Raw genomic sequence first — 21,014 nt, 5'->3', positions numbered from 1 at the left:
AAATCCGTGAAAGACTTATTAAAGTTTCTGAAAGCGCAAACTAAAACCGAAGAGTTTGATGCGATCAAAATTGCTCTGGCTTCGCCAGACATGATCCGTTCATGGTCTTTCGGTGAAGTTAAAAAGCCGGAAACCATCAACTACCGTACGTTCAAGCCTGAGCGTGACGGCCTTTTCTGCGCCCGTATCTTCGGGCCAGTAAAAGATTACGAGTGCCTGTGCGGTAAGTACAAGCGCCTGAAACACCGTGGTGTGATCTGTGAGAAGTGCGGCGTTGAAGTGACCCAAACTAAAGTACGCCGTGAGCGTATGGGCCACATCGAGCTGGCGTCCCCGACTGCTCACATCTGGTTCCTGAAATCTCTGCCGTCTCGTATCGGCCTGCTGCTCGATATGCCGCTGCGCGATATCGAACGCGTGCTGTACTTCGAATCCTATGTGGTTATCGAAGGCGGTATGACTAACCTGGAACGCCAGCAGATCCTGACTGAAGAACAGTATCTGGACGCGCTGGAAGAGTTCGGTGACGAATTCGACGCGAAGATGGGTGCGGAAGCTATTCAGGCCCTGCTGAAGAGCATGGATCTGGAGCAAGAGTGTGAAACTCTGCGCGAAGAGCTGAACGAAACCAACTCCGAAACCAAGCGTAAAAAGCTGACCAAGCGTATCAAACTGCTGGAAGCGTTCGTTCAGTCTGGTAACAAACCAGAGTGGATGATCCTGACCGTTCTGCCGGTTCTGCCGCCAGATCTGCGTCCGCTGGTTCCGCTGGATGGTGGTCGTTTCGCAACGTCGGATCTGAACGATCTGTATCGTCGCGTGATCAACCGTAACAACCGTCTGAAACGTCTGCTGGATCTGGCTGCGCCGGACATCATCGTACGTAACGAAAAACGTATGTTGCAGGAAGCGGTTGACGCCCTGCTGGATAACGGTCGTCGCGGTCGTGCGATCACCGGTTCTAACAAACGTCCTCTGAAATCTTTGGCCGACATGATCAAAGGTAAACAGGGTCGTTTCCGTCAGAACCTGCTCGGTAAGCGTGTTGACTACTCCGGTCGTTCTGTCATTACCGTAGGTCCATACCTGCGTCTGCATCAGTGCGGTCTGCCGAAGAAAATGGCGCTGGAGCTGTTCAAACCGTTCATCTACGGCAAGCTGGAACTGCGTGGCCTCGCCACCACCATCAAAGCCGCGAAGAAAATGGTTGAGCGTGAAGAAGCTGTCGTTTGGGATATCCTGGACGAAGTTATCCGCGAACACCCGGTACTGCTGAACCGTGCGCCAACACTGCACCGTTTGGGTATCCAGGCATTTGAACCGGTACTGATCGAAGGTAAAGCTATCCAGCTGCACCCGCTGGTTTGTGCGGCATATAACGCCGACTTCGATGGTGACCAGATGGCTGTTCACGTACCGCTGACGCTGGAAGCCCAGCTGGAAGCGCGTGCGCTGATGATGTCTACCAACAACATCCTGTCCCCGGCGAACGGCGAACCTATCATCGTTCCGTCTCAGGACGTTGTATTGGGTCTGTACTACATGACCCGTGACTGTGTTAACGCCAAAGGCGAAGGCATGGTGCTGACTGGCCCGAAAGAAGCTGAGCGTATTTATCGCGCTGGCCTGGCCTCTCTGCATGCGCGCGTTAAAGTGCGTATCACCGAATACGAAAAAGATGCTAATGGCGAATTCGTAGCGAAAACCAGCCTGAAAGACACGACCATCGGCCGTGCCATTCTGTGGATGATCGTACCGAAAGGTCTGCCTTTCTCCATCGTCAACCAGGCGCTGGGTAAGAAAGCCATCTCTAAAATGCTGAACACCTGCTACCGTATTCTGGGCCTGAAACCGACCGTTATTTTTGCGGACCAGACGATGTACACCGGCTTTGCTTATGCAGCGCGTTCAGGTGCATCCGTTGGTATCGACGATATGGTTATCCCGGAGAAGAAACACGAGATCATCTCCGAAGCGGAAGCCGAAGTTGCTGAGATCCAGGAACAGTTCCAGTCTGGTCTGGTAACAGCGGGCGAACGCTATAACAAAGTTATCGATATCTGGGCTGCGGCGAACGATCGTGTATCCAAGGCGATGATGGACAACCTACAGACCGAAACCGTGATTAACCGTGACGGTCAGGAAGAGCAGCAGGTTTCCTTCAACAGCATCTACATGATGGCCGACTCCGGTGCGCGTGGTTCTGCGGCACAGATTCGTCAGCTTGCTGGTATGCGTGGTCTGATGGCGAAGCCAGATGGCTCCATCATCGAAACGCCAATCACCGCGAACTTCCGTGAAGGTCTGAACGTACTCCAGTACTTCATCTCCACTCACGGTGCGCGTAAAGGTCTGGCGGATACCGCACTGAAAACAGCGAACTCCGGTTACCTGACTCGTCGTCTGGTTGACGTTGCGCAGGATCTGGTGGTAACTGAAGACGACTGCGGCACTCACGAAGGTATCCTGATGACTCCGGTTATCGAGGGTGGCGACGTTAAAGAGCCGCTGCGCGATCGCGTACTGGGTCGTGTGACTGCTGAAGACGTACTGAAGCCGGGCACCGCAGATATTCTGGTTCCGCGCAACACGCTGCTGCACGAACAGTGGTGTGACCTGCTGGAAGAGAACTCTGTTGACGCCGTTAAAGTGCGTTCCGTTGTATCCTGTGACACCGACTTTGGTGTATGTGCGCACTGCTACGGTCGTGACCTGGCACGTGGCCACATCATCAACAAAGGTGAAGCTATCGGCGTTATCGCGGCACAGTCCATCGGTGAGCCGGGTACACAGCTGACGATGCGTACGTTCCACATCGGTGGTGCGGCATCTAGTGCGGCTGCTGAATCCAGCATCCAGGTGAAAAACAAAGGTAGCATCCGTCTGAGCAATGCGAAGTCGGTTGTGAACTCCAGCGGTAAACTGGTTATCACCTCCCGTAACACCGAGCTGAAACTGATCGACGAATTCGGTCGTACCAAAGAGAGCTATAAAGTGCCTTACGGCTCTGTTATGGCGAAAGGTGATGGCGAGCAGGTTGCCGGCGGCGAAACCGTTGCAAACTGGGACCCGCACACCATGCCGGTTATCACCGAAGTAAGTGGTTTCGTCCGCTTTACTGACATGATCGACGGCCAGACCATTACTCGTCAGACTGACGAGCTGACCGGTCTGTCTTCTCTGGTGGTTCTGGATTCCGCAGAGCGTACTACGGGTGGTAAAGACCTGCGTCCGGCGCTGAAAATCGTTGATGCTCAGGGTAACGACGTTCTGATCCCTGGCACCGATATGCCTGCGCAGTACTTCCTGCCGGGTAAAGCGATTGTTCAGCTGGAAGATGGCGTACAGATCAGTTCTGGTGACACCCTGGCGCGTGTTCCGCAGGAATCCGGCGGTACCAAGGATATTACCGGTGGTCTGCCGCGCGTTGCTGACCTGTTCGAAGCGCGTCGTCCGAAAGAGCCGGCAATCCTGGCTGAAATCAGCGGCATCATTTCCTTCGGTAAAGAAACCAAAGGTAAACGTCGTCTGGTTATCACCCCGGTAGACGGTAGCGAGCCGTACGAAGAGATGATTCCGAAATGGCGTCAGCTCAACGTGTTCGAAGGTGAACGTGTAGAACGTGGTGACGTGGTTTCCGATGGCCCGGAAGCGCCGCACGACATTCTGCGTCTGCGTGGTGTTCATGCTGTTACTCGTTACATCGTTAACGAAGTACAGGACGTATACCGTTTGCAGGGCGTTAAGATTAACGATAAACACATCGAAGTTATCGTTCGTCAGATGCTGCGTAAAGCCACCATCGAAAACGCAGGTAGCTCCGACTTCCTGGAAGGCGAGCAGGTTGAATACTCCCGCGTCAAGATCGCTAACCGCGACCTGGAAGCGAACGGCAAAGTGGGTGCAACGTTCTCCCGCGATCTGCTGGGTATCACCAAAGCATCTCTGGCAACCGAGTCCTTCATCTCTGCGGCATCGTTCCAGGAGACCACGCGTGTCCTGACCGAAGCAGCCGTTGCGGGTAAACGCGACGAACTGCGTGGCCTGAAAGAGAACGTTATCGTGGGTCGTCTGATCCCGGCAGGTACCGGTTATGCGTACCACCAGGATCGTATGCGTCGCCGTGCTGCGGGTGAACTCCCGGCTGCACCGCAGGTGACTGCTGAAGATGCGTCTGCCAGCCTGGCAGAACTGCTGAACGCAGGCCTGGGCGGTTCTGATAACGATTAATCGTTGCTGACCATAATAAAAAACCCGCTTCGGCGGGTTTTTTTATGCCTGATGGCGCTTTGCTTATCAGGCCTACGGATACGGGTTGAACTTGTAGGCCGGATAAGGCGTAGCCGCCATCCGGCAACGGGTCTTAATTCACCAGCGGCAACCGACGATAAAGCTCAATCATATCGCCCGCCAAATCCTGAATAACCATTGCGTTCATCAGATGATCCTGGGAATGAACGGTGATCAGATTAACAGGCAGTTTTCCGGTTCCTTCATCAATCCCAATCAGCTTTGTCTGGATGCCGTGTGCCAGTTTGACAAACTCGCGCGACTCTTCCATCGCTTTCTCGGCGCCAGCAAAATCGCCTTTTCGCGCTAGTTGCAGTGCGGTCAGTGCCGAACTACGGGCTGCGCCTGCGTTGACCAGCAGCTCCATGATGATCGTCTCTAACTCTTCCATGCTATTACTCCATGAGCTTGAGGGCTTTTTCCAGCACGGCATCGCCTTTCATCATGCCGTAATCCATCATGTCGATAACCGCGACCTTTTTACCTAAGGGGTCGGCAAGCGCCTGCAATTTCGCCTGTTCATACTTGACCTGAGGGCCAAGCAAAACAATATCCGCAGTGGCGATGTTTTCTTTAAATTCAGCCACCGGAACAGCTTTGATACTGACTTCAACCCCTTTCTTCTGCGCGGCGTCTTTCATCCGTTGCACCAGCATGCTGGTGGACATCCCGGCGGCACAGCATAAAACGATATTCTTCATAATCGGCTCTCACGGTTCCCTTGGTTCTTCATCTTTAGCCTGTGGCCGGGGGGAGAACAACCGTCTTAAAGTGAATGTGTGTAAAGCATCACACAAAAACTGAAACCGGTTGCAGTAATCCGATGGGGTCTGCAAAGACCGTCTGACCAGATGTGAAGGCAGGGCGAAATGAGGAAGGAATTTTTCGCCCTGGTCAGCGTCCGCTGCCGACCACGACAACATAAAAAAACGGGAGCCTGACGACAATCTCCCGTTTTTTGTATTACGCACTGGCGCGCAAAAAAATTACGCCGTGTCACGTTCGTGCATTATGTTTGCGAAGCTCGCCCCAGATAACTATCCCAGTCTTTCCAGACGGGCTGTAACCCCTGTGCGGTCAGTGCATTAGCAACGGCTTCCGGTCGGCGATCGTCATGAGGAGAAAACTGCTCCAGCTCGGGATGATTATCGGCATAGCCGCCTGGCTGCGTTTTTGAAAATGCGCTGACGTTATTAATCGCCAAAGGAATAACGTGATCGCGAAACCACGGCGATTCGCGCGTTGAGAGCGACAGCTCAATCTCCGGCGCCAGCAGACGAAATGCGCAAATGGTTTGCACCAACTGGCGCTCATCCATGATGGAGGCGGGTTCGACGCCGCCAGTACACGGGCGCAGACGCGGGAAGGAGATAGAGTAGCGGCTCTGCCAGTAATGCTTTTGCATCCAGAGCAGATGCTCGGCTACCATGTAGCAGTCCACACGCCAGCTATCAGACAGCCCAATCAACGCGCCGAGACCAATTTTGTCGATACCTGCCCGACCCAGCCTGTCCGGGGTTTCCAGCCGCCAGAAGAAATCCTGCTTTTTCCCTTTCAGATGGTGTTGTGCGTAAATCGCCTCATGGTAGGTCTCCTGGTAGACCATCACGCCGTCAAGCCCCAGCGTTTTTAACTCGCTATACTCTTCTTCCGCCAGCGGCTGCACTTCCATCTGGAGTGAAGAAAACTGGCGACGGATAGCGGGCAAATGACGACGAAAATAGTCCATGCCGACTTTGGCCTGGTGCTCGCCAGTGACCAGCAGGAGATGCTCAAAACCCAGCTCGCGAATCGCCTCGCATTCACGGCCTATTTCTGTTTCATCCAGCGTCTTGCGCTTAATGCGGTTACTCATTGAAAAGCCGCAGTAAGTGCAGTCGTTGGCGCACAGATTGGAGAGATACAGCGGCACGTAAAAGCTGACGGTATTGCCAAAGCGCTGACGGGTAAGGCGCTGCGCACGTTGGGCCAACGGCTCCAGATAGTCGCTGGCGGCGGGTGAAAGCAGCGCCATCATGTCGTCGCGGCTAAGTTGCGTGGCGTTAAGCGCCCGTTCCACATCGGCGGCGGTTTTGCTGTTGATGCGCAGGCGAATATCGTCCCAGTCCAGCTGTTGCCAGCGGTCGGTGAACGTTTTCATGCCGAAGCCTCCAGAAATCCGGTGAGCGGGCTGGTGGCCTGAGCGTAGCTGCTGCGCGTTCCGGGTACGGCCCGACGCGCCATAACTCCGGCTTCAACCGCCAGGCGAAAAGCCTGCGCCATCATTACCGGATCATCCGCTACCGCAATCGCCGTATTCACCAGTACCGCGTCGGCGCCCATTTCCAGCGCCTGTGTGGCGTGGCTGGGAACGCCGATACCGGCATCAACCACCACCGGAACGGTGGCCTGTTGGATGATGATCTCCAGCATCGCGCGCGTCTCCAGCCCCTGATTTGAACCAATGGGCGCACCGAGCGGCATGACGGCGGCGCAACCAACCTCCTCAAGGCGTTTGCACAACACCGGGTCGGCGCCGCAGTAGGGCAGCACGACGAATCCCTGTTTTACCAGCGCTTCTGCGGCTTTCAGCGTTTCGACAGGGTCCGGCAGCAGCCAGCGCGCGTCGGGGTGAATCTCCAGTTTCAGCCAGTGTGTGCCCAGGGCTTCCCGCGCCAGTTGTGCGGCGAAGATGGCTTCTTCCGCTGTTTTCGCACCGGAAGTATTGGGAAGCAGCGTTACCCCGGCATCAATAAGCGGCGCCAGAATCGCGTCATTGTGCTGGCGTAAATCCACGCGTTTCATCGCCAGCGTGACCAGCTGGCTGCCGGAAGCGCGAATCGCCTCGACCATCAGCTGTGAAGAGGCAAATTTCCCCGTGCCGGTGAACAGATGTGAATCAAACGTTTTATCTGCAATACGTAACATATCAACCCCCTGCAATAACCTGAAAAAGCAGGATCTGGTCGCCTTCCTGCACGATTTGCTGTTCCCACTGTTCACGCGGCAGGATCTGTTGATTCAGCGCCAGCGCCGCCCCTGGTTTCAGTTGGTTAAGCTGAGTGAGCAGATCGATAACGGACAGGCCGTCAGCGCACTGCATAGGTTCATCATTGAACTGAATCTGCATGACGCCCTCCGCATACCGGACAACCGCTGGCGCGATGCAATGCCAGACTGCGCCACTGGCTGGTTTTGGCATCGAATAACCGCAACTCGCCGCCGGGGATGTCCATCCCGCTCAGTAACTTGATGGCTTCCAGCGCCTGCAATGTTCCCATCACGCCGACAACGGGGCCGACGATCCCTGCCGTGCGGCAGTTGCGTTCCGGTTCTTCATCATCCGGCCACAGGCAGCGGTAGCAGCCCTGTTCCCAGGGCGGCGTCAGCACCATCAACTGGCCGCCAAAGCCGACGGCGCTGGCGGTAATGAGTGGAGTATCCAGCGCGACGCAGGCGGCGTTGATCTCCTGACGGGTCGCCATGTTGTCGGTACAGTCGAGCACCACATCGGCGCGCTCAACCGCATGGCGGAGCGCATCGCCAGTGAGGCGCTGCTGTAACGCCAGCAGTTCAATATCCGGGTTCAGCCGTGCCAGCCGCTGCTTTGTCACCTGTGATTTAGGGCGGGCAATATCATCTGTGGTGAACAGGATTTGCCGTTGCAGATTGCTCAGATGCACTTCGTCATCGTCGGCTAAAACCAGCGTACCGATGCCAGCGCCCGCCAGATAGAGCGCCGCAGGGGAACCCAAACCGCCCAGCCCGACAATCAGAACCCGGCTGGCAAGCAATTTTTGCTGCCCTTCAATGGCGATATCGCCGAGCAAAATTTGTCGGCTGTAGCGCATAAAGTCGCGATCATTCATCGCCAGCCCCCGCGATTGCCAGTAACTGCTCCGTTGCTTCTCGCCAGTCTTCCGCCCGGGTAATGGCGCTGACGACGGCAATACTGCCCACACCGGTTTCCAGCACCGGCGAGGCGCGTTCGAGGCTGATCCCGCCGATGGCAACGGTGGGGTAATCGCCAAGACGTTCAATATGGCGCGCCAGCTGCTCCAGTCCTTGCGGCGCGGATGGCATCTGTTTGGTTTGCGTCGGGAATACGTGGCCGAGTGCGATATAAGACGGTCTGGCCGCCAGCGCTATGTCGATTTCCATGTCATCGTGGGTGGAAACGCCTAAGCGCAGCCCGGCAGCCTGAATCGCCTTCAGGTCGGTGGTTTCCAGATCTTCCTGACCGAGATGTACCCCGTAAGCGTTGTGTTTGATCGCCAGTCGCCAGTAGTCATTGATGAACAGGCGGGCATTGTAGCGGCGACCCAGCGCGATAGCGGCTGATACATCGTCCTCCACCTCTTCGTCGCGCTTGTCTTTGATACGTAGCTGGAGGGTGCGGACACCCGCTTCCAGCAAGCGTTCGATCCATTGCACGCTATCAACGACCGGATAAAGCCCCAGGCGGAAAGGCACCGCCGGGAAATCGGGCTGATACATTATGCCTCCTCCTTCCTGAGATAGATTTCACCGCCTTTGGCGCGGAAGTTTTCTGACATATCCGCCATTCCTACCTCGATGGTCTGCGCCGCCGCGTAGTCGCGGACTTCCTGGCTGATCTTCATTGAACAGAATTTGGGGCCGCACATGGAGCAGAAGTGCGCCACTTTACCGGATTCCTGCGGCAGGGTTTCGTCGTGGTAGGCGCGGGCGGTGAACGGGTCAAGCGCCAGGTTAAACTGGTCTTCCCAACGGAATTCAAAGCGGGCTTTCGACATGGCGTTATCGCGGATTTGCGCGCCAGGATGGCCTTTTGCCAGGTCGGCGGCATGCGCCGCGATTTTGTAGGTGATCAGCCCCTGTTTCACATCCTCTTTGTTCGGCAGGCCGAGGTGCTCTTTTGGCGTTACGTAGCAGAGCATGGCGCAGCCAAACCAGCCAATCATTGCCGCGCCAATACCGGAGGTGAAGTGGTCGTAGCCCGGCGCAATATCGGTGGTCAGTGGCCCTAAGGTGTAGAACGGCGCTTCGTGGCAGTGTTCCAGCTCTTCGGTCATGTTACGGCGGATCATCTGCATCGGTACGTGGCCAGGGCCTTCAATCATCACCTGCACATCGTACTCCCAGGCAATTTTGGTCAGCTCGCCCAGCGTGTGCAGCTCGGCAAACTGCGCTTCGTCGTTCGCATCCTGAATTGATCCCGGACGCAGGCCGTCGCCCAGCGACAGCGAGACATCGTAAGCGGCGCAGATTTCGCAGATTTCGCGGAAGTGCTCGTAGAGGAAGTTTTCTTGATGGTGAGAGAGGCACCATTTCGCCATGATCGAACCGCCGCGCGAGACGATACCGGTCAGACGTTTTGCGGTCATTGGCACATAGCGCAGCAGCACACCCGCATGGATGGTGAAGTAGTCTACCCCTTGCTCGGCCTGCTCCAGCAGCGTGTCGCGGAAGGCTTCCCAGGTGAGATCTTCGGCGATCCCGTTCACTTTCTCCAGCGCCTGATAGATCGGCACGGTGCCGATCGGTACCGGGCTGTTACGCAGGATCCACTCGCGAGTTTCGTGAATATAGCGACCGGTTGAGAGATCCATCACCGTATCTGCGCCCCAGCGCGTTGACCACACCAGTTTTTCCACCTCTTCTTCAATGGAGGAAGTGACCGCTGAGTTGCCGATATTGGCGTTGACCTTCACCAGGAAGTTGCGTCCGATGATCATCGGTTCGGATTCCGGGTGGTTGATGTTGGCCGGGATAATCGCGCGACCGGCGGCAACTTCGTCACGAACAAATTCCGGCGTGATGTTTTCCGGCAGGCGCGCGCCAAACCCAACGCCCGGATGCTGCTGGCGTAACACATCGCCGCGAATGCGCTCACGACCCATGTTTTCACGGATAGCGATGAACTCCATTTCCGGGGTTACAATCCCCTGACGCGCATAATGCAGTTGCGTTACGCATTTGCCCGCTTTGGCGCGCTTCGGCGTGAGCAGCCCCGTAAAACGCAGCTCGTCCAGTCCATCATCGGCCAGACGTTCTTTGGTGTACGCCGAGCTACGGTCGGTCAATTCTTCGCTGTCTGTACGAGCCTCAATCCAGGGCTGACGCAGTTTTGCCAGCCCCTGCTGAACGTTAATGGCGACATCAGGATCGCCATAGGGGCCAGAGGTGTCATAGACCGGGATGGCTTCGTTCTCTTCGTATTGCGGATTATCTTTGCCGCCGCCGATGAGTGTGGGGCTGAGCTGGATTTCACGCATCGGAATGCGGATGTCCGGTTGTGAGCCGGTAATATAAATACGTTTTGAGTTCGGAAAGGCGGTGCCTTCCAGGGTGTCGATAAAGTGTTGGGCCTGGGCGCGTTGTTCGCGGCGAGTCAATTTTGTTGCAGACATAGCTCATTCCAAAAAGTGAAGGACGTGGCTTGTCAGACGACGGATGGAGTAATGGATGCGCGTTGCCCGTACAGGTTGACGCATAAAGCAGTTTACTCTTGTTCCCTTCGCAGGTATTAGCCTGATCAGGTTCCGCGGATCCCGAATTAACGGTCTCAGCCTGTGTTTTCACACACGGCACTCCGACAAGATGTAACCCCGGCGACGGGGCAATGGATGTAAATTACTCGTTACTGATTCATAACTCAAGCAGGCCGTGCAATTCCGCTTTCATCCTGGGCATTAAGCGTTAGATTATTGTCGAAGGCCAGCAGGATGAGTTTATCTTCCAGCGTAAACCGCGCTTCCAGCGCTTCGCCGATGTCGGAGAGCACTTGCTGAAATTCCGCATAATTATCGTGATCGATCGCGTTCTCCAGGCTGGAGTCGTAATATTCCATGATCTGTTGAGTATTGGCTTCCAGCAATGAATGGAGGCGCGTTGCGGTCGAACGCGGGTTTCCCTCTTCCATTTCTCGGATAATGTGTTCATAAATACTGAAGTGTCCGGCGGAAAGGTAGTCGACCAGGCCCTGACAAAAATCATCCAGCGCTTTTTCATTCAGCCGCATGTACGATTCTTTGCCAGGCTTAATGCCAACCAGATTGTAGTAAGCCACGAGCAGGTGCTTACGTACATGTAGCCAGCGATCAACCAGTTTATTACTTCCTTCGACGTGTTCCGTCAGGCTTTCCAGCTGGTTTAGCATGATTGACTCCGCAAGTTTAGATTTAAAACTGCTCACCTGAAAAATGTAAATATAATGTTAACAACATGCCAGTGAAGCAAAGGTAGTGCAAGAGCTATGGATCGTATTATTGAAAAATTAGATCACGGTTGGTGGATCGTCAGTCACGAGCAAAAATTATGGTTGCCTCGTGGAGAATTGCCATATGGCGAAGCGACAAATTTCGATCTTGTGGGGCAGCGCGCACTCCTGATTGGCGAGTGGGAAGGGGAGCCTGTCTGGCTGGTGTTACAGCATCGTCGGCATGATATGGGGTCGGTACGGCAGGTCATCGATCGGGACGTTGGCCTGTTTCAACTGGCGGGGCGGGGCGTGCAGCTGGCGGAATTTTACCGTTCGCACAAATTCTGCGGTTACTGCGGCCACCCCATGTATCCGAGCAAGACCGAATGGGCGATGCTGTGCAGCCACTGCCGCGAGCGTTACTATCCGCAGATTGCTCCCTGCATTATTGTCGCCATCCGGCGCGCCGATTCCATTTTACTGGCCCAGCATACGCGCCATCGCAACGGTGTTCATACGGTGCTGGCCGGGTTTGTGGAAGTGGGGGAGACCTTAGAGCAGGCGGTCGCGCGCGAAGTGATGGAAGAGAGCGGCATCAAAGTGAAAAATTTGCGTTACGTGACCTCACAGCCCTGGCCGTTCCCGCAATCGCTGATGACGGCGTTTATGGCGGAGTATGACAGCGGCGAGATTGTCATCGACCCGAAAGAGCTGCTGGAGGCGGGCTGGTATCGCTATGACGATCTTCCGTTATTGCCGCCGCCGGGCACGGTGGCGCGTCGTTTGATCGAAGATACTGTGGCAATGTGTCGGGCTGAGTATGAGTGATGGTACACTGGCACCCTGACGCAATGAAGGAACTGCAAAATGACCGAACTGAAGAACGATCGTTATCTGCGTGCGCTGCTGCGCCAGCCCGTTGATGTTACCCCGGTATGGATGATGCGCCAGGCAGGCCGCTATCTGCCGGAGTACAAAGCCACCCGCGCACAAGCAGGCGATTTTATGTCGCTGTGCAAAAATGCTGAGCTGGCGTGCGAAGTCACGCTACAACCGCTGCGGCGCTACCCGCTTGATGCGGCGATCCTCTTCTCGGACATTCTGACCATCCCGGATGCGATGGGGCTGGGACTCTATTTTGAGGCCGGGGAAGGCCCGCGCTTTACTTCGCCAGTCGCCTGTAAAGCGGATGTCGATAAGCTACCGATTCCTGACCCGGAAGACGAACTGGGCTACGTGATGAACGCGGTGCGTACGATTCGCCGCGAGTTGAAAGGTGACGTTCCGCTGATCGGTTTTTCCGGCAGCCCGTGGACGCTGGCGACTTACATGGTGGAAGGCGGCAGCAGCAAAGCCTTTACCGTCATCAAAAAAATGATGTATGCCGATCCGCAGGCGCTGCATGCGCTGCTCGATAAGTTGGCGAAAAGCGTCACTCTGTACCTCAACGCGCAGATTAAAGCGGGCGCGCAGTCGGTCATGATTTTCGACACCTGGGGTGGCGTGCTGACGGGGCGCGATTACCAGCAGTTCTCGCTGTATTACATGCATAAAATCGTTGATGGTCTGCTGCGGGAAAACGACGGTCGCCGTGTACCGGTCACGTTATTCACCAAAGGTGGCGGCCAGTGGCTGGAGGCGATGGCGGAAACCGGGTGTGATGCGTTAGGCCTCGACTGGACAACCGATATTGCCGACGCGCGCCGTCGCGTGGGCCATAAAGTGGCGATACAGGGCAATATGGACCCGTCCATGCTCTATGCGCCACCGGCGCGCATTGAAGAGGAAGTGGCGACGATTCTCGCCGGATTCGGCCAGGGTGAAGGCCACGTCTTTAATCTTGGACACGGCATCCACCAGGATGTGCCGCCGGAGCACGCGGGCGCATTTGTTGATGCGGTACACCGCTTGTCTGAACAGTACCACCGCTAAGGAGTCATTATGGATCTCGCGTCGCTACGCGCTCAACAAATTGAACTCGCCTCGTCGGTGATCCGCGAGGATCGCCTTGATAACGATCCGCCGGATCTGATCGCCGGGGCGGATGTTGGGTTCGAGCAGGGCGGGGAAGTGACGCGAGCGGCGATGGTGCTGTTGACGTATCCAGCGCTTGAGCTGGTGGAATACAAAGTGGCGCGTATCGCCACTACCATGCCGTATATCCCCGGCTTCCTCTCCTTTCGCGAGTATCCTGCGCTGTTGGCGGCGTGGGAACAGCTGTCGCAAAAACCGGATTTAGTCTTTGTCGATGGGCACGGTATCTCCCACCCGCGTCGTCTGGGGGTGGCAAGCCACTTTGGATTGATGATGGATGTACCCACCATCGGCGTAGCGAAAAAACGGCTGTGCGGCAAGTTTGAGCCGCTTTCCGCCGAACCTGGCGCGCTGGCTCCGCTGATGGACAAAGGCGAGCAGTTAGCCTGGGTCTGGCGCAGTAAAGCGCGCTGTAACCCGCTGTTTATCGCGACCGGACATCGCGTGAGTACCGACAGCGCGTTGGCGTGGGTGCAGCGCTGTATGCAAGGCTACCGTCTGCCGGAACCGACGCGCTGGGCGGATGCGGTGGCATCAGAGCGTCCGGCGTTTGTGCGCTGGCAAGCAAATCACCGCTGATTCAGGTACACTGCGGCTCATTTCTGATTTCGAGAATTCAACATGTTACAAAACCCGATTCATCTGCGTCTGGAACGCCTGGAAAGCTGGCAGCACGTCACCTTTATGGCTTGTTTGTGCGAGCGTATGTATCCGAACTATGCCATGTTCTGTCAGCAGACGGGTTTTGGCGATGGGCAGGTGTACCGCCGAATCCTGGATCTCATCTGGGAAACGCTGACGGTGAAAGATGCGAAGGTCAATTTTGACAGCCAGCTGGAAAAGTTTGAGGAAGCGATTCCGGCTGCTGACGATTTTGATCTGTACGGCGTTTACCCGGCGATTGATGCCTGCGTTGCATTAAGCGAGTTAATGCATTCTCGTCTCAGTGGCGAAACGCTGGAACATGCCATTGAGGTCAGTAAGACATCCATTACCACGGTTGCGATGCTGGAAATGACTCAGGCTGGTCGAGAAATGACCGATGAAGAGCTCAAAGAAAACCCGGCTGTTGAACAGGAATGGGACATTCAGTGGGAAATATTCCGACTTTTGGCCGACTGCGAAGAACGCGATATTGAGCTGATAAAAGGGCTTCGGGCAGACCTGCGCGAGGCCGGTGAGAGCAATATCGGTATAAATTTTGAGCAATGACACCAGAAAACGTGATTTAACGCCTGATTTGTCGTGCCTGGAGGCTTCCCTTCCGCCCCCCGTCTGGTCTACATTTGGGGGGCGAAAAAAAGTGGCTATCGGTGCGTGTATGCAGGAGAGTGCTTTTCTGGCATTTCCGTCGCACTCGATGCTTAGCAAGCGATAAACACATTGTAAGGATAACTTATGAACAAGACTCAACTGATTGATGTAATTGCAGACAAAGCAGAACTGTCCAAAACCCAGGCTAAAGCTGCTCTGGAATCCACTCTGGCTGCTATTACTGAGTCTCTGAAAGAAGGCGATGCTGTACAACTGGTTGGTTTCGGTACCTTCAAAGTGAACCACCGCGCTGAGCGTACTGGCCGCAACCCGCAGACCGGTAAAGAAATCAAAATCGCTGCAGCGAATGTACCGGCGTTTGTTTCTGGTAAAGCACTGAAAGACGCAGTTAAGTAATTCGCGTGGCAGTGAACAGTTTTAATGAAGGGGCGCTCTCGCCCCTTTTGTCTGTCTGGCGTCGTATGCTGACGCTGGCAGGCGCGCTGTTGCTGTCCGCTTGTAGCCATAACACGACGCTTCCACCGTTTACGGCCAGCGGTTATGTTGACGACCAGGGTGCGGTACGCATCTGGCGTAAAGATTCCAGCGATGGCGTCCATCTGCTCTCGGTCTTTAGCCCGTGGCGTAACGGCAGCACCACAACCAGCGAATACCGCTGGCAGGGCGACATGCTCTCCCTGATTGAACTCAATATTTACAGCAAACCTTCTGAACATATTCGCGCACGCTTCGACGATCATGGCGAGCTCAGTTTTATGCAGCATGAAGTCGACGGGCAGAAGCAGCAGCTTTCCAGCGACCAGATCGCCTTATACCGCTATCGCGCCAATCAGATCCGCCAGACCAGTGACGCATTGCGTCAGGGGCGCGTCGTGCTGCGTCAGGGACGCTGGCATGCAGACCGTACGGTAACTACCTGCGAAGGCGAAACGTTGAAACCAGACCTGGATGCGTGGGCTATCAGCCACATAGAGCGACGTCAGCAGCGTTCATCGATAGAGGTGAGTGTGGCATGGCTGGAGGCGCCTGATGGCTCTCAGCTGCTGCTGGTGGCCAATGAAGACTTCTGCCACTGGCAACCTATAGAGAAGACGTTCTGATGATTGCCGGATGGCGGCTTGCGTCTTATCCGGCCTACAGTTGCTCTCCATAGGCCGGATAAGAGGTGTCAGCGTTAGTTTTGCTCGCGTTCGATCGCGCGCCAGCCGATATCTTTGCGGCTAAAGCAGTTATCCCAGCGGATATCTGCCATCAGCGCGTAGGCACGCTGCTGTGCTTCGGCAACGGTATGGCCTAGCGCAGTGGCGCACAGTACGCGACCGCCGCTTGTTACGACCCGGTCATCTTCCGCCAGTTTGGTGCCGGCATGGAATACCTTACCGTCCGCCACCTCTTCCAGCGGCAGACCGTAGATCACATCGCCTGTGCGGTAGTCGCCCGGATAACCGCCAGCCGCCATCACCACGCCGAGCGATGCGCGCTCATCCCACTCAGACGTTTTCTCGTCCAGCTTACCGTCGCAGGCAGCCAGACAAAGTTCAACCAGATCGGATTTCATACGCAGCATGATTGGCTGGGTTTCCGGGTCGCCAAAGCGGCAGTTGAATTCGATAACTTTCGGGTTGCCCTGCTTATCGATCATCAACCCAGCGTACAGGAAGCCGGTATAAGTATTGCCTTCCGCCGCCATGCCTTTTACGGTTGGCCAAATGATGCGCTCCATCGTGCGCTGATGAACCTCGTCGGTCACCACCGGCGCCGGGGAGTAAGCGCCCATACCGCCGGTATTCAGCCCGGTATCGCCATCGCCGACGCGTTTGTGATCCTGGCTGGTGGCCATTGGCAACACATGCTCGCCATCGACCATCACGATGAAGCTCGCTTCTTCACCGTCGAGGAACTCTTCGATCACGATACGGTGTCCCGCGTCGCCAAACGCGTTACCTGCCAGCATGTCATGAACGGCGGCTTCGGCCTCGCTCAGCGTCATCGCCACAATCACGCCTTTCCCGGCAGCCAGTCCGTCGGCTTTAATGACGATCGGCGCGCCTTTCTCACGCAGGTAAGCCAGCGCGGGTTCGATCTCCGTGAAGTTCTGGTATTCCGCCGTCGGAATCTGGTGACGAGCGAGGAAATCCTTGGTGAAGGCTTTGGAGCCTTCCAGCTGCGCGGCGCCTTCGGTTGGGCCAAAGATTTTCAGGCCAGCGGCGCGGAAAGTATCCACCACGCCTTTCACCAGCGGCGCTTCCGGGCCGACGATGGTCAGATCGATCTTCTCGTTCTGGGCAAAGCTCAGCAGTGCCGGAATATCCGTGACGCCAATAGCGACGTTTTGCAGCGCCGGTTCCAGCGCTGTTCCGGCGTTACCTGGCGCGACATACACGGTTTCAACCTGCGGTGATTGTGCCGCTTTCCACGCCAGGGCGTGTTCGCGCCCGCCGTTGCCGATTACTAATACTTTCATTGTCTGCTCCGTGAATTAATGGCGGAAGTGACGCATGTCGGTGAAGATCATCGCAATGCCGTGTTCATCAGCGGCGGCAATGACTTCATCATCACGGATGGAGCCACCGGGCTGGATCACGCAGCTCACGCCAACAGCGGCAGCAGCATCAATACCGTCGCGGAACGGGAAGAACGCGTCAGATGCCATTGCGGAACCTTTTACTTCCAGTCCTTCATCGCTCGCTTTAATACCGGCGATCTTCGCGGAATAAACGCGGCTCATCTGGCCCGCGCCAATACCGATAGTCATATTCTCTTTCGCGTACACAATCGCGTTGGATTTCACAAACTTCGCTACTTTCCAGCAGAACAGCGCGTCACGCAGTTCCTGCTCGCTCGGCTGACGTTTGGTTACCACGCGCAGTTCGCCTGCCGTTACCATACCCAGGTCACGATCCTGAACCAGCAGGCCGCCGTTAACGCGTTTGAAGTCCAGGCCCGGCACACGCTGTGCCCACTGGCCACAGGTCAGTACACGCACGTTCTGTTTGGCGGCGGTAATCTTCAGGGCGTCTTCAGATGCGGAAGGCGCAATGATCACTTCGACAAACTGACGGGAGATGATGGCCTGTGCCGTTTCGGCATCCAGTTCGCGGTTAAACGCGATGATGCCGCCGAATGCGGAGGTCGGGTCAGTCTTGTATGCGCGATCGTAGGCGTCGAGAATAGAAGAGCTTACCGCCACGCCGCACGGGTTAGCGTGCTTCACGATGACGCAGGCGGGCTCGCTGAACTCTTTCACACACTCCAGCGCCGCGTCGGTATCGGCGATGTTGTTGTAGGAAAGCGCTTTGCCCTGTACCTGCTGCGCGGTCGCAACAGATGCTTCTTGCACATTCTCTTCTATATAGAAGGCTGCCTGCTGGTGGCTGTTTTCGCCGTAGCGCATATCCTGCTTCTTAATGAAGTTCAGATTCAGGGTACGCGGGAAGCGGCCAGCGGCCTCTTTGCTTTCACCGTGATATGCCGGAACCATGCTGCCGAAGTAGTTGGCAATCATGCTGTCGTAGGCAGCGGTGTGTTCGAAGGCTTTAATGGCGAGATCGAAGCGGGTATCAAGGGTCAGTGAACCGTCGTTGCTATCCATCTCTTTAATAATGGCGTCGTAGTCGCTGCTCTTTACAACGATAGCGACATCTTTATGGTTCTTGGCAGCGGAGCGCACCATGGTCGGGCCGCCGATATCAATGTTCTCTACGGCATCTTCCAGCGAGCAACCTTCACGAGCGACAGTCTGGGCGAACGGGTACAGGTTAACAACAACCATATCGATTGGCGCGATACCGTGTTGTTCCATAATTCCGTCATCCTGACCACGGCGACCGAGAATACCGCCGTGTACTTTCGGATGCAGGGTCTTCACGCGTCCATCCATCATTTCCGGGAAACCGGTGTAATCGGAAACTTCGGTCACCGGCAGACCTTTATCTGCTAACAGACGGGCAGTGCCCCCTGTAGACAGCAGCTCCACACCGCGTGCGGAAAGTGCCTGGGCGAATTCGACGATACCGGCCTTGTCAGAAACACTGAGCAGAGCGCGGCGGACTGGACGACGTTGTTGCATGGTAAATCCCCTGGATTTGACTATTACAGAGAGCGTTAGCTGAATTTTTCGTGAAAAACTCAGCTAACGCCCCTTACGGGGCATCCTTGTTTTGCGGTGGCATTGTAACGAAAACGTTTGCGCAACGCTCGCGAATTTTTCTTTTTCCATTCGATACCCTTTTATTCCTGTATTGAGCGCGTCTTTATTAAGGAGAGATTCAGGAAATGATCGCCAGGATTGTGGATAACTCTGTGTGTAAAAGGGTATAAGGCGGGGTTTTGCTGGGGAATGCAGCAGTCAGTCATTTTTCTGTCATTTTTCTATTGCGGCCTGCGGAGAACTCCCTATAATGCGCCTCCATCGACACGGCGGATGTGAATCACTTCACACAAACAGCCGGTTGATTAAAGAAAAAAATCCTGAAATTCAGGGTTGACTCTGAAAGAGGAACGCGTAATATACGCCACCTCGCGACAGAGCGCTAAAGCGCGTCGCAACTGCTCTTTAACAATTTATCAGACAATCTGTGTGGGCACTCAAAGTGACATGGATTCTTAATGTCTTCGGACAATAAATGAATACCAAGTCTCTGAGTGAACACGTAATTCATTACGAAGTTTAATTCACGAGCATCAAACTTAAATTGAAGAGTTTGATCATGGCTCAGATTGAACGCTGGCGGCAGGCCTAACACATGCAAGTCGAACGGTAACAGGAAGCAGCTTGCTGCTTTGCTGACGAGTGGCGGACGGGTGAGTAATGTCTGGGAAACTGCCTGATGGAGGGGGATAACTACTGGAAACGGTAGCTAATACCGCATAACGTCGCAAGACCAAAGAGGGGGACCTTCGGGCCTCTTGCCATCAGATGTGCCCAGATGGGATTAGCTTGTTGGTGGGGTAACGGCTCACCAAGGCGACGATCCCTAGCTGGTCTGAGAGGATGACCAGCCACACTGGAACTGAGACACGGTCCAGACTCCTACGGGAGGCAGCAGTGGGGAATATTGCACAATGGGCGCAAGCCTGATGCAGCCATGCCGCGTGTATGAAGAAGGCCTTCGGGTTGTAAAGTACTTTCAGCGGGGAGGAAGGTGTTGTGGTTAATAACCGCAGCAATTGACGTTACCCGCAGAAGAAGCACCGGCTAACTCCGTGCCAGCAGCCGCGGTAATACGGAGGGTGCAAGCGTTAATCGGAATTACTGGGCGTAAAGCGCACGCAGGCGGTCTGTTAAGTCAGATGTGAAATCCCCGGGCTCAACCTGGGAACTGCATCTGATACTGGCAGGCTTGAGTCTCGTAGAGGGGGGTAGAATTCCAGGTGTAGCGGTGAAATGCGTAGAGATCTGGAGGAATACCGGTGGCGAAGGCGGCCCCCTGGACGAAGACTGACGCTCAGGTGCGAAAGCGTGGGGAGCAAACAGGATTAGATACCCTGGTAGTCCACGCCGTAAACGATGTCGACTTGGAGGTTGTGCCCTTGAGGCGTGGCTTCCGGAGCTAACGCGTTAAGTCGACCGCCTGGGGAGTACGGCCGCAAGGTTAAAACTCAAATGAATTGACGGGGGCCCGCACAAGCGGTGGAGCATGTGGTTTAATTCGATGCAACGCGAAGAACCTTACCTGGTCTTGACATCCACGGAAGTTTTCAGAGATGAGAATGTGCCTTCGGGAACCGTGAGACAGGTGCTGCATGGCTGTCGTCAGCTCGTGTTGTGAAATGTTGGGTTAAGTCCCGCAACGAGCGCAACCCTTATCCTTTGTTGCCAGCGGTTAGGCCGGGAACTCAAAGGAGACTGCCAGTGATAAACTGGAGGAAGGTGGGGATGACGTCAAGTCATCATGGCCCTTACGACCAGGGCTACACACGTGCTACAATGGCATATACAAAGAGAAGCGACCTCGCGAGAGCAAGCGGACCTCATAAAGTATGTCGTAGTCCGGATTGGAGTCTGCAACTCGACTCCATGAAGTCGGAATCGCTAGTAATCGTGGATCAGAATGCCACGGTGAATACGTTCCCGGGCCTTGTACACACCGCCCGTCACACCATGGGAGTGGGTTGCAAAAGAAGTAGGTAGCTTAACCTTCGGGAGGGCGCTTACCACTTTGTGATTCATGACTGGGGTGAAGTCGTAACAAGGTAACCGTAGGGGAACCTGCGGTTGGATCACCTCCTTACCTTAAAGAACCTGCCTTTG

General features: G+C 55.4%; 18 protein-coding genes, 1 rRNA gene and 1 riboswitch. Of the genes, 8 read left to right on the top strand and 11 right to left on the bottom strand.

Annotation, left to right across the window (positions count from 1 at the left end):
• The first annotated feature begins 6 nt into the window (after positions 1 to 6).
• Entirely contained in the window at positions 7 to 4,230 is a 4,224-nt protein-coding gene (gene rpoC, locus OGV67_RS02640) for a DNA-directed RNA polymerase subunit beta' (RefSeq protein WP_286464894.1), read from the top strand.
• A gap of 133 nt (positions 4,231 to 4,363) precedes the next feature.
• Here rpoC and OGV67_RS02635 read toward each other — a convergent pair whose 3' ends face one another.
• The 9 genes from OGV67_RS02635 to OGV67_RS02595 all read right to left on the bottom strand — a co-directional run bounded on the left by OGV67_RS02635 (position 4,364) and on the right by OGV67_RS02595 (position 11,410).
• The gene (locus OGV67_RS02635) at positions 4,364 to 4,681 is read right to left on the bottom strand and encodes a PTS lactose/cellobiose transporter subunit IIA (RefSeq protein WP_012133809.1); all 318 of its coding nucleotides are present in this window, start codon (positions 4,679 to 4,681) and stop codon (positions 4,364 to 4,366) included.
• 4 nt (positions 4,682 to 4,685) lie between these two features.
• Positions 4,686 to 4,991 carry a PTS sugar transporter subunit IIB gene (locus tag OGV67_RS02630; protein ID WP_012133808.1) on the bottom strand — a complete coding sequence of 102 codons (306 nt, stop codon included), beginning with the start codon at positions 4,989 to 4,991 and terminating at the stop codon, positions 4,686 to 4,688.
• 308 nt (positions 4,992 to 5,299) lie between these two features.
• Positions 5,300 to 6,430, bottom strand: a complete 1,131-nt coding sequence (thiH, locus tag OGV67_RS02625; RefSeq protein WP_012133806.1) for a 2-iminoacetate synthase ThiH — start codon at positions 6,428 to 6,430, stop codon at positions 5,300 to 5,302.
• Positions 6,427 to 7,197, bottom strand: a complete 771-nt coding sequence (gene thiG / locus OGV67_RS02620) for a thiazole synthase (protein ID WP_012133805.1) — start codon at positions 7,195 to 7,197, stop codon at positions 6,427 to 6,429. Before thiG ends, thiH begins: the two co-directional genes overlap by 4 nt.
• A gap of 1 nt (position 7,198) precedes the next feature.
• Complete coding sequence (thiS, locus tag OGV67_RS02615; protein ID WP_012133804.1) at positions 7,199 to 7,399, bottom strand: sulfur carrier protein ThiS; 201 nt, start codon at positions 7,397 to 7,399, stop codon at positions 7,199 to 7,201.
• Entirely contained in the window at positions 7,380 to 8,138 is a 759-nt protein-coding gene (thiF, locus tag OGV67_RS02610) for a thiazole biosynthesis adenylyltransferase ThiF (protein WP_012133803.1), read from the bottom strand. The genes thiS and thiF overlap by 20 nt, the downstream gene beginning before the upstream one ends.
• The gene (thiE, locus tag OGV67_RS02605; protein WP_115615263.1) at positions 8,131 to 8,766 is read right to left on the bottom strand and encodes a thiamine phosphate synthase; all 636 of its coding nucleotides are present in this window, start codon (positions 8,764 to 8,766) and stop codon (positions 8,131 to 8,133) included. Before thiE ends, thiF begins: the two co-directional genes overlap by 8 nt.
• A complete protein-coding gene (gene thiC, locus OGV67_RS02600) occupies positions 8,766 to 10,661 on the bottom strand; it encodes a phosphomethylpyrimidine synthase ThiC (protein WP_115615262.1) in 1,896 nt (631 codons plus the stop codon). Before thiC ends, thiE begins: the two co-directional genes overlap by 1 nt.
• Before the next feature lie 85 nt (positions 10,662 to 10,746).
• A riboswitch (TPP riboswitch) is annotated at positions 10,747 to 10,856 on the bottom strand.
• Positions 10,857 to 10,906: 50 nt separating this feature from the next.
• Positions 10,907 to 11,410: an Rsd/AlgQ family anti-sigma factor gene (locus tag OGV67_RS02595; RefSeq protein WP_012133800.1), complete on the bottom strand. Its 504-nt coding sequence runs from the start codon at positions 11,408 to 11,410 to the stop codon at positions 10,907 to 10,909.
• 96 nt (positions 11,411 to 11,506) lie between these two features.
• Between OGV67_RS02595 and nudC the strand changes: the two genes are divergently transcribed.
• The 6 genes from nudC (at position 11,507) to OGV67_RS02565 (ending at position 15,861) form a co-directional block, all read left to right on the top strand.
• Positions 11,507 to 12,280, top strand: coding sequence for an NAD(+) diphosphatase (gene nudC, locus OGV67_RS02590; RefSeq protein WP_047459742.1), 774 nt, complete (start codon positions 11,507 to 11,509; stop codon positions 12,278 to 12,280).
• 39 nt (positions 12,281 to 12,319) lie between these two features.
• Positions 12,320 to 13,384 (top strand): uroporphyrinogen decarboxylase, encoded by a 1,065-nt coding sequence (gene hemE / locus OGV67_RS02585; protein ID WP_115615261.1) that lies wholly within the window; start codon positions 12,320 to 12,322, stop codon positions 13,382 to 13,384.
• Positions 13,385 to 13,393: 9 nt separating this feature from the next.
• Positions 13,394 to 14,065: a deoxyribonuclease V gene (gene nfi, locus OGV67_RS02580; RefSeq protein WP_012133797.1), complete on the top strand. Its 672-nt coding sequence runs from the start codon at positions 13,394 to 13,396 to the stop codon at positions 14,063 to 14,065.
• A 42-nt stretch (positions 14,066 to 14,107) separates the two neighbouring features.
• A complete protein-coding gene (locus tag OGV67_RS02575; RefSeq protein WP_012133796.1) occupies positions 14,108 to 14,698 on the top strand; it encodes a YjaG family protein in 591 nt (196 codons plus the stop codon).
• Between the two features lie 186 nt (positions 14,699 to 14,884).
• Positions 14,885 to 15,157: a nucleoid-associated protein HU-alpha gene (gene hupA / locus OGV67_RS02570; protein ID WP_001044509.1), complete on the top strand. Its 273-nt coding sequence runs from the start codon at positions 14,885 to 14,887 to the stop codon at positions 15,155 to 15,157.
• An 11-nt stretch (positions 15,158 to 15,168) separates the two neighbouring features.
• Positions 15,169 to 15,861, top strand: a complete 693-nt coding sequence (locus tag OGV67_RS02565) for a DUF1481 domain-containing protein (RefSeq protein WP_024130651.1) — start codon at positions 15,169 to 15,171, stop codon at positions 15,859 to 15,861.
• A gap of 74 nt (positions 15,862 to 15,935) precedes the next feature.
• Here OGV67_RS02565 and purD read toward each other — a convergent pair whose 3' ends face one another.
• The gene (gene purD, locus OGV67_RS02560) at positions 15,936 to 17,225 is read right to left on the bottom strand and encodes a phosphoribosylamine--glycine ligase (protein WP_286464887.1); all 1,290 of its coding nucleotides are present in this window, start codon (positions 17,223 to 17,225) and stop codon (positions 15,936 to 15,938) included.
• Between the two features lie 15 nt (positions 17,226 to 17,240).
• Positions 17,241 to 18,830: a bifunctional phosphoribosylaminoimidazolecarboxamide formyltransferase/IMP cyclohydrolase gene (gene purH, locus OGV67_RS02555; protein ID WP_101744404.1), complete on the bottom strand. Its 1,590-nt coding sequence runs from the start codon at positions 18,828 to 18,830 to the stop codon at positions 17,241 to 17,243.
• A gap of 622 nt (positions 18,831 to 19,452) precedes the next feature.
• On the opposite strand from purH, the gene OGV67_RS02550 reads away from it, so the two are divergent.
• A 16S ribosomal RNA gene (locus OGV67_RS02550) occupies positions 19,453 to 20,994 on the top strand.
• Positions 20,995 to 21,014 lie beyond the last annotated feature (20 nt).

This window comes from Citrobacter sp. CK188 (assembly GCF_030333525.1).
GTDB classification, from domain to species: domain Bacteria; phylum Pseudomonadota; class Gammaproteobacteria; order Enterobacterales; family Enterobacteriaceae; genus Citrobacter_B; species Citrobacter_B koseri.
Note: the sequence above shows the minus strand (reverse complement) of the source record. Positions and strands in the feature narration are given on the sequence as shown.

Bases quoted from the DNA above. Each gene is read 5' to 3' on its own strand.
- OGV67_RS02635 (WP_012133809.1), bottom strand. From the start codon at position 4,681: ATGGAAGAGTTAGAGACGATCATCATGGAGCTGCTGGTCAACGCAGGC.
- OGV67_RS02630 (WP_012133808.1), bottom strand. From the start codon at position 4,991: ATGAAGAATATCGTTTTATGCTGTGCCGCCGGGATGTCCACCAGCATG.
- thiH (WP_012133806.1), bottom strand. From the start codon at position 6,430: ATGAAAACGTTCACCGACCGCTGGCAACAGCTGGACTGGGACGATATT.
- thiG (WP_012133805.1), bottom strand. From the start codon at position 7,197: ATGTTACGTATTGCAGATAAAACGTTTGATTCACATCTGTTCACCGGC.
- thiS (WP_012133804.1), bottom strand. From the start codon at position 7,399: ATGCAGATTCAGTTCAATGATGAACCTATGCAGTGCGCTGACGGCCTG.
- thiF (WP_012133803.1), bottom strand. From the start codon at position 8,138: ATGAATGATCGCGACTTTATGCGCTACAGCCGACAAATTTTGCTCGGC.
- thiE (WP_115615263.1), bottom strand. From the start codon at position 8,766: ATGTATCAGCCCGATTTCCCGGCGGTGCCTTTCCGCCTGGGGCTTTAT.
- thiC (WP_115615262.1), bottom strand. From the start codon at position 10,661: ATGTCTGCAACAAAATTGACTCGCCGCGAACAACGCGCCCAGGCCCAA.
- OGV67_RS02595 (WP_012133800.1), bottom strand. From the start codon at position 11,410: ATGCTAAACCAGCTGGAAAGCCTGACGGAACACGTCGAAGGAAGTAAT.
- nudC (WP_047459742.1), top strand. From the start codon at position 11,507: ATGGATCGTATTATTGAAAAATTAGATCACGGTTGGTGGATCGTCAGT.
- hemE (WP_115615261.1), top strand. From the start codon at position 12,320: ATGACCGAACTGAAGAACGATCGTTATCTGCGTGCGCTGCTGCGCCAG.
- nfi (WP_012133797.1), top strand. From the start codon at position 13,394: ATGGATCTCGCGTCGCTACGCGCTCAACAAATTGAACTCGCCTCGTCG.
- OGV67_RS02575 (WP_012133796.1), top strand. From the start codon at position 14,108: ATGTTACAAAACCCGATTCATCTGCGTCTGGAACGCCTGGAAAGCTGG.
- hupA (WP_001044509.1), top strand. From the start codon at position 14,885: ATGAACAAGACTCAACTGATTGATGTAATTGCAGACAAAGCAGAACTG.
- purD (WP_286464887.1), bottom strand. From the start codon at position 17,225: ATGAAAGTATTAGTAATCGGCAACGGCGGGCGCGAACACGCCCTGGCG.
- purH (WP_101744404.1), bottom strand. From the start codon at position 18,830: ATGCAACAACGTCGTCCAGTCCGCCGCGCTCTGCTCAGTGTTTCTGAC.